This window comes from uncultured Senegalimassilia sp. (assembly GCF_934632265.1).
In the GTDB taxonomy this organism is placed as follows: domain Bacteria; phylum Actinomycetota; class Coriobacteriia; order Coriobacteriales; family Eggerthellaceae; genus Senegalimassilia.
Window position 1 is genome coordinate 1 of sequence record NZ_CAKTYH010000097.1, and the last position, 7,457, is coordinate 7,457.

Consider the following 7,457-nt stretch of genomic DNA (forward strand, 5'->3'; position numbering starts at 1 on the left):
TCAAGGCCGTTCAGGAGAAGTACCCCGACGTCACCGTTGCCATTACCGGTGGCGGCTCCGGCCAGGGCCTGTCCGACGTGAAGGACGGCAAGGCTCAGATCGGTCGCTCCGACGTCTTCGCGGAGGAGAAGCTCGATGCCGACGCCGCTGCCAAGCTTGAGGACCACACCGTCGCCGTCGTCGGCATGGGCCCGATCGTCAACGCCGACGTCACCATCGACGACATCAAGCTCGAGGACCTGAAGAAGATCTTCACGGGCGAGATCACCAACTGGAGCGAGGTCGGCGGCGCCGATTCCCCGATCACCGTCATCAACCGCGCTTCCGGCTCCGGCACGCGCGCCACGTTCGAGGACGTCGTCCTGGCAGGCACGAAGGTGCCCGATTCCTTCAAGCCGCAGGAGCAGGATTCCTCGGGCACTGCCGCCAAGATGGTCGCCAGCACCCCCGGCGCCATCTCCTACGTGGCCTTCTCCTACTTCGACAGCAGCTTCAAGGCCCTCAAGGTCGACGGCGTCGAGCCGGACGCGCAAAACGTCGAGGACAACGCGTGGAAGATCTGGTCTTACGAGCACATGTACACCGCCGCCGACCCCGACGAGGCCACGAAGGCGTTCATCGAGTACATGATGGGCGAAGAGGTGCAGGGCGGCCTGGTGGAGCAGCAGGGCTACATCCCCATGTCCGGCATGAAGGTGGAGAAGGACGCTTCCGGCAAGGTCTCCAACAAGTAGGTTCGCCATACCCGCATCGAGTCAACTAGTTTCGAAAGGAGACGCGCGCATATGGCCTTGATGGCGAAAGCACGCGTCGAGCGGGTCGGTCAGGGCGTCACGGGCGCGTGCATCGCGCTCGTGGCGCTTCTTGTCGTCACGCTTGTCGCCATGGTCGCCGGACGCGGTATCGCAACGTTTACCGCCGATGGCATCGACCTCGGTTCGTTTTTGACGGGGACCACGTGGAACCCGCACCAGGAGGACGCGAACGGCATGCCCACGGTGGGCGCGCTCCCCATGATCGCGGGCTCGTTCTCCGTCACGCTGCTGTCCACGCTGTTCGCGCTTCCCATCGCGTTCGGCAGCGCCATCTTCGTGGTGGAGGTGGCCCCGCGCTTCGGCCGCCGCGTGTTCCAGCCGCTTCTGGAGCTTTTGGTGGGCATCCCGTCTGTGGTTTACGGTCTTATCGGCTTGACCATCATCGTGGCCTGGGTGCGCGATGCGGCCGCCGCCATGGGCCAGACCATCACCGGCTTCGGCATCTTCTCGAGCGCCGTGGTGCTGGCAATCATGATCTTGCCGACCATCACCAGCTTGTCTATCGACGCGCTGGCCGCGGTGCCGCACGAGTATCGCGAGGGCAGCTACGCGCTGGGCTGCACGCGCTGGCAGACCATCTGGAACGTGGTGCTCAAAAGCGCCGCGCCGTCGCTGATGACGGCGGTCATCCTGGGCATGACGCGCGCCTTCGGCGAGGCCCTGGCGGTGCAGATGGTCATCGGCAACGCCATCCAGATGCCCTCCGGCCTGTTCACGCCCGCGTCCACGCTGACCAGCGTGCTGACCATGGGCATGGGCAACGAGGCCATGGGCACGGTGTACAACGACGTGCTGTGGTCGCTGGCCCTGCTGCTGCTGGCCATGTCTCTCGTGTTCATCATGATCATCCACCTCATCGGTCATAAGGGGGCGGCGAAACGTGGCTAACTTCGATATGTCGGCGCACGTGCGCCGTATCAACCGGCAGGACCGCATCGCCACCGGCGTGCTGGTGGGCATCGCCGCCTTCGTCATGCTCATGCTCGCGGCCATCGTGATCTACATCCTGGTGGCGGGCGCGCCGAAGCTGTTCGACCTGAACTTCCTCACGGGCAAGCCCCAGCAGTTCAAGGAGGGCGGCGGCATCGGCCCCGAGCTGTTCAACAGCTTCTACCTGCTGATCCTCACGCTGCTCATCAGCGTGCCGCTTTCCCTGGGCGCGGCCATCTTCCTGTCGCAGTATGCGCCCGACAACGCCGTCACGGCGATCGCCAAGACCGCCATCGAGACGCTGTCCAGCTTGCCGTCGGTGGTCGTGGGCCTGTTCGGCTTCCTGTTCTTCGTTCTGTACATGGGGTGGGGCTTCTCCATCATCGCCGGTGCGGTGGCGCTGACCATGTTCAACATCCCCATCCTGGTGCGCGTGATCCAGCAGGCGCTCGAGGACGTGCCGCGCAGCCAGCGCGATGCGGGTCTTGCCATGGGCCTGACGCGTTGGGAGACCACCATCCACGTGCTGCTTCCCGCCGCCATGCCCGCCATCGTCACCGGCGTGGTGCTCTCCGCGGGCCGCGTGTTCGGCGAGGCGGCGGCGCTGATCTTCACCGCCGGCCAGTCCGCCCCGGTGCTCGACTTCACGTGCCTGGACTTCTCCAGCCCGTCGTGCCCGTGGAACGTGTTCCGCCCGGCCGAGACCCTGGCCGTGCATATCTGGAAGATCAACAGCGAGGGCGTCGTGCCCGACCTGACGGCCATCTCCAACGGCACCGCGGCCGTGCTCATGGTGTGCATCCTGGCGTTCAACATCTTGGCACGCGTGATCGGCAAGTATCTGGAAAGGAGGCTGACCAGCGAATGAGCAGGGAAAACGAAACGGTAGGCGCCGCAGCGCCCCAGGCGGGGAGCGACCGGTCCGCCAGCGGCGTGCTTCTGAGCACGCGCGATCTGACCGTATGCTACGGGAGCAACGAGGCCCTGCATCCCACGTCGCTCGACTTCGCGGCGGGGCAGGTGACGGCGCTGATCGGCCCGTCGGGTTGCGGCAAGTCCACGTTTTTGCGCTGCCTCAACCTTATGAACCGCGAGATCCCCAAGTGCAAGATCGGCGGCGAGGTGCTCTACCACGGCCGCAACATCAACACGCGCAAGGAGAACCTGTTCGAGCTGCGCAAATCCATCGGCATGGTGTTCCAGCAACCCACGCCGTTCCGCAAGTCCATCCGCGACAACATCCTGTTCGCCCCCAAGCGCCATGGTCTGGTCAGCGGCAAGGAGGATTGCGATGCGCTGGTGGAGCAGAGCCTGCGCGCCGGCGCGCTGTGGGACGAGGTGCGCGACAAGCTCGACGAGAGCGCCTATGCCCTCTCCGGTGGCCAGCAGCAGCGCCTGTGCATCGCCCGCACGCTTGCGATGCACCCCGACGTGGTGCTGTTCGACGAGCCGTGCAGCGCGCTTGACCCCATCTCCACGTTCACGGTGGAGGAGACCATCCGCTCCATCGCCGAGTCGGGCATCTGCGCCATCATCGTGACGCACAACATGGAGCAGGCGACGCGCGTTTCCGACAACACGGCGTTTTTCTACGTGGGCGATATGGTGGAGACCGGCCCCACCAAACGCCTGTTCAGCCAGCCGGAGGATAAGCGTTTGCAAGACTATCTGACGGGAAGGTTCGGCTGATCATATGACCGATTTCGAAAACGAGCAGGGTGCGGCGGCGCGCGATGCGGGCGCCCAGGCCGACGAGCCCATGATCTCCATCCGCGATTTCAACCTGTGGTACGGCGATTTTCAGGCGCTTAAGGGGGTTACGCTCGACATCCCGAAAAACCGCGCAACGGCGTTCATCGGGCCTTCCGGCTGCGGCAAGTCCACGCTGCTGCGCACCTTCAACCGCATGTGCGACTTCGTTCCCACCGTGCGCACCGAAGGCGCCATCGAGGTGGCAGGGCGCGACATCTTCAGCGGCGATGCCAACGAGCTGCGCGTGAGGGTGGGCATGGTGTTCCAGCACCCCAATCCGTTCCCTATGTCCATCCGCGACAACATCCTGTACGGTCCGCGCCGCATGCGCAGGCTCGGTCGCGCCGAGGCCGACGAGTTGGTGGAGGAGTGCCTGCGCGATGCCGGCCTATGGGACGAGGTGCGCGACAAGCTGGGCCAATCGGGCCTGGGGCTTTCCGGTGGCCAGCAGCAGCGCCTGTGCATCGCGCGCGCTTTGGCCACGAAGCCCGAGGTGCTGCTCATGGACGAACCCACGAGCGCCCTCGACCCCATCTCCACGGCGCTCGTCGAGGAGCTGATGGTGCAGCTCGCCCGCGAGCGCACCGTGGTGGTGGTCACGCACAACATGCAGCAGGCCACGCGCGTGGCCGACAAGACGGCCTTCTTCTACCTGGGAGAGCTGGTGGAATCCGGGCCGACCAAGCAGCTGTTCGGCAATCCCGTGCAGCAGAAGACGAAAGACTATCTGACAGGAAGGTTCAGCTGATGAAGACCCGTACCCGTTACATCAACAAGCTGGAGGAGCTGGGCGCGCTGGTCAATCAGCTGTCCGAGAAGACGGTGCTCGATGTTCGGGCCGCGGGTCGTGCGCTTGCCGGCGACGCCGATGCCTCCGAAAGCGTGCTTTCCGGCAGCAAGGCGGCGCGCAGGCTGCGCGAGGCCATCGAGGACGGCTGCCTTGACATCATGCTCATGCAGCAACCGCTGGTGGCGGATGATCTGCGGGAAGTGACCGGCGCGTTTCGCCTGGTCAGCGACTTGGCGCATATCGACGAGATGACGCGCGACGTTGCGTACCTCTCCCAGCAGCTCACGCCGAAGGCCGTCTCGCACCTGCAGAGCGAGTTCGCCGAGGCCACCGACAAGGTGTCGAACATGGTCTCGCTTGCCACGAAGGCGTTCTCCCAGGCGGATGCCGCGCTTGCCCAGCGCGTGTTCGCCATGGACGACGGGGTGGACGAACTGTACGATCGCTGCGAACAGGTGGTGGTCGACCTGATCCGCAGCGAGACGCAGGGCGCCAGCCATCTGCCGGAGCTGCTCATGGTGGCGAAGTACTTCGAGCGCATGGGCGACGATGCCGAGCGCATCGCAAGCTGGGCCGTTTTCCGCGCAACGGGCGAGCATACGCTAAACTCTGCGGGTAAGGAAAACGCCGAAGGGTAGCGCACCGCGGCAGCGGGGCGCAGGGTTCGCGGCGCTGCTGGCGTTTCGGCTGTGGAAGGGGTGCGTGGCAGGTGGCTGTCTACTATGTCGAGGACGATGAGAACATCCGTCAGCTGGTGCTGTACGCCTTGACGCAGTCGGGCATCCAGGCCGAAGGGCAGCCTGATGACGCGGCGTTTCGCGCCGCATGCGCCAAAGGCATCCCGGACGTGGTGATTTTGGACATCATGCTGCCCGACGTCGACGGCCTGGAGATCCTCAAGCGCATCCGCAACACGCCTGGCAAGCTTTCCCGCGTGCCCGTTATGATGGTCACGGCTAAAAACTCGGAGCTGGACATCGTGCGGGCGCTGGATGCGGGGGCGGATGAGTATATTACGAAGCCCTTCGGCATGATGGAGATGGTAAGCCGCGTGCGAGCCATGCTGCGCCGCGCCCCCGATTGGGGAGGCGACCGTAGCGAGGACGTGCAGAGCCTGGGCGCCCTTTCCCTGGATTTCCAGGCGCGCGAGCTGTTCGTCGATGGTGCGCCCGTTGCGCTCACCATGCGCGAGTTCGATTTGCTGGCGTACATGATGCGCCACCCCGGCGTCGTGCTGTCGCGCGAGAAGCTCCTGCAAAACGTGTGGGGCTGGGATTTCAGCGGCGGAAGCCGCACGGTCGACATGCACGTGCTCACGCTTCGGCAAAAGCTCGGCGAGCATGCCGATGCCGTGGAGACGGTGCGTGGGGTCGGCTATCGTTTGGTGGGCCCGCGTCCGGACGATTCTGTTATGGGATAACGAGGTGCAAGCATGATCTACTATTTGGAAGACGACACGAATATCCGCGATTTGACGGTGTACGCGCTCAAGCAGGCGGGCCTTGAGGCGGCGGGCTTCGCCCATGCCGGCGACTTCTTCGATGCTTGCCGAGAATCGCTTCCCGACCTGGTGTTGCTCGACATCATGCTGCCCGAGGTCGACGGGCTCGAGGTCCTTCGCCGCCTGCGCGAGGACCCGGCCACCAAGTTCCTTCCCGTCATGATGCTCACGGCGAAAGGCACCGAGTTCGACAAGGTCAGCGGCCTTGACGCCGGCGCCGATGATTACCTGGCCAAACCCTTCGGCATGATGGAGCTGGTCAGCCGCGTGAACGCCCTTTTGCGCCGTGCTGCGGCGCCCACCGCGCCCGCCGGCGATGTGCTGGAGTGCGGGCCTATCGAGCTGCGCGTGCTCGAGCACACCGTTTCCGCGGGCGGCGTCCCCGTCGAGCTCACGCTCAAGGAGTTCGATCTGCTGCGCGCGCTGCTGCGCAACGCCGGGCGCGTGCTGTCGCGCGGCCAGCTGCTCGAGGATGTGTGGGGCATGACGTTCGTGGGCGAGACGCGCACCGTCGACGTGCACATCCAAACCTTGCGTCAGAAGCTCTCCGCCGCATGCCCGGGCGCCGATGCCTGCATCAAGACCGTGCGCGGCGTGGGCTATAGCATCAGGCAGCCGGAATAGGGGTTTGCGCAATGAGCCCTTCGCCCGATCACGTTAAAAGCCTTGCCGGCCGCATCTTCACCACCGTTTTGGCGTTCTCCTTGGGGATCCTGCTGGCGTTTTCCGTGGTGATGGTCAGCATCTTCTATTACTCCTACGAGCATGACGCCGAACAGGCTCTGGCCCAGGCGGCAAGCCGTGCGGCGGCGTCTCTCGACGACGCCCCGTCCTCCGACGTGACCACGATCTTGTCCCAGCAGTTCAGCGGCATCACCCGCTATACGCTCATCAGCGAAAGCGGCTTGGTGCTCTACGATAGCCAGGCGGATGCCGGCCAGATGGACAACCATGCCTCCCGTCCCGAGGTCAGCAAGGCCGCGCGCGTGGGCGAGGCGGTCAGCATGCGCTATTCGGAAACCCTGGGGACCGACACGGTCTACGCTGCTGAGAAGCTCTCCGACGGGCGCATCATCCGCCTGTCGGAGACGCGGCATTCCCTGGTCGCCTTTTTGGGCGAGATGCTCGTGCCCACGGTGCTCGCGCTTATCATCGTGGCGGGTCTGGCGTTTCTGCTGTCCCGGCTTCTCACGCGTCACATCATGAAGCCCATTGACGCGCTCGATATGGCGGAGCCTCTGGATAACGACATCTATGGGGAAATGGTGCCTTTGCTTCAGCGTATCGACGACCAGCAGGCCCAGCTCAAGAAGCAGAACAAGGAGCTTGCCGAAGCGGAAAGCATGCGTCGCGACTTCTCCAGCAACGTCAGCCACGAGATGAAGACGCCGCTGCAGGTGATATCGGGCTATGCCGAGCTTATGAAGAACGACATGGTGCTGCCCGAGGATCGGCAGAAGTTCGCGGGGCTCATCTACGACGAGGCGCAGGCCATGCGCGGCCTTATCAACGACGTGCTCACGCTCTCGAAGCTCGACGAGAGCGCGTTCGCCCGCGAGGAGCGGCCCATCGACGTGACGGCGGTTGCCCGGCGCATGGCCGGACGACTGGAGTCCTTCGCCGCCGACGAGGGCGTTTCCATTTCCGTGAAAGGGCCATCGGCCCACAT

General features: G+C 64.7%; 9 protein-coding genes. All 9 read left to right on the forward strand.

The features are described from left to right. A partial coding sequence (locus Q0H50_RS07330) for a phosphate ABC transporter substrate-binding protein (RefSeq protein WP_294420955.1) occupies positions 1 to 734 on the forward strand: 734 nt, incomplete at its 5' end. A 51-nt stretch (positions 735 to 785) separates the two neighbouring features. Then, positions 786 to 1,703, forward strand: coding sequence for a phosphate ABC transporter permease subunit PstC (gene pstC / locus Q0H50_RS07335; protein ID WP_294420957.1), 918 nt, complete (start codon positions 786 to 788; stop codon positions 1,701 to 1,703). Further along, entirely contained in the window at positions 1,696 to 2,613 is a 918-nt protein-coding gene (gene pstA / locus Q0H50_RS07340; protein ID WP_294415573.1) for a phosphate ABC transporter permease PstA, read from the forward strand. Before pstC ends, pstA begins: the two co-directional genes overlap by 8 nt. Continuing rightward, positions 2,610 to 3,434, forward strand: a complete 825-nt coding sequence (pstB, locus tag Q0H50_RS07345; RefSeq protein ID WP_294420959.1) for a phosphate ABC transporter ATP-binding protein PstB — start codon at positions 2,610 to 2,612, stop codon at positions 3,432 to 3,434. Before pstA ends, pstB (Q0H50_RS07345) begins: the two co-directional genes overlap by 4 nt. A gap of 70 nt (positions 3,435 to 3,504) precedes the next feature. Further along, complete coding sequence (pstB, locus tag Q0H50_RS07350) at positions 3,505 to 4,245, forward strand: phosphate ABC transporter ATP-binding protein PstB (RefSeq protein WP_294420969.1); 741 nt, start codon at positions 3,505 to 3,507, stop codon at positions 4,243 to 4,245. Continuing rightward, on the forward strand, positions 4,245 to 4,925 hold the full coding sequence (locus tag Q0H50_RS07355) for a phosphate uptake regulator PhoU (protein ID WP_294420962.1): 681 nt from the start codon (positions 4,245 to 4,247) through the stop codon (positions 4,923 to 4,925). Before pstB (Q0H50_RS07350) ends, Q0H50_RS07355 begins: the two co-directional genes overlap by 1 nt. A gap of 71 nt (positions 4,926 to 4,996) precedes the next feature. Next, positions 4,997 to 5,707 carry a response regulator transcription factor gene (locus Q0H50_RS07360; protein WP_294420964.1) on the forward strand — a complete coding sequence of 237 codons (711 nt, stop codon included), beginning with the start codon at positions 4,997 to 4,999 and terminating at the stop codon, positions 5,705 to 5,707. Between the two features lie 12 nt (positions 5,708 to 5,719). Beyond that, positions 5,720 to 6,412 carry a response regulator transcription factor gene (locus Q0H50_RS07365; protein ID WP_294420966.1) on the forward strand — a complete coding sequence of 231 codons (693 nt, stop codon included), beginning with the start codon at positions 5,720 to 5,722 and terminating at the stop codon, positions 6,410 to 6,412. Positions 6,413 to 6,423: 11 nt separating this feature from the next. Continuing rightward, on the forward strand, positions 6,424 to 7,457 hold a 1,034-nt coding region (locus tag Q0H50_RS07370; protein ID WP_294420968.1), incomplete at its 3' end, for a histidine kinase dimerization/phospho-acceptor domain-containing protein.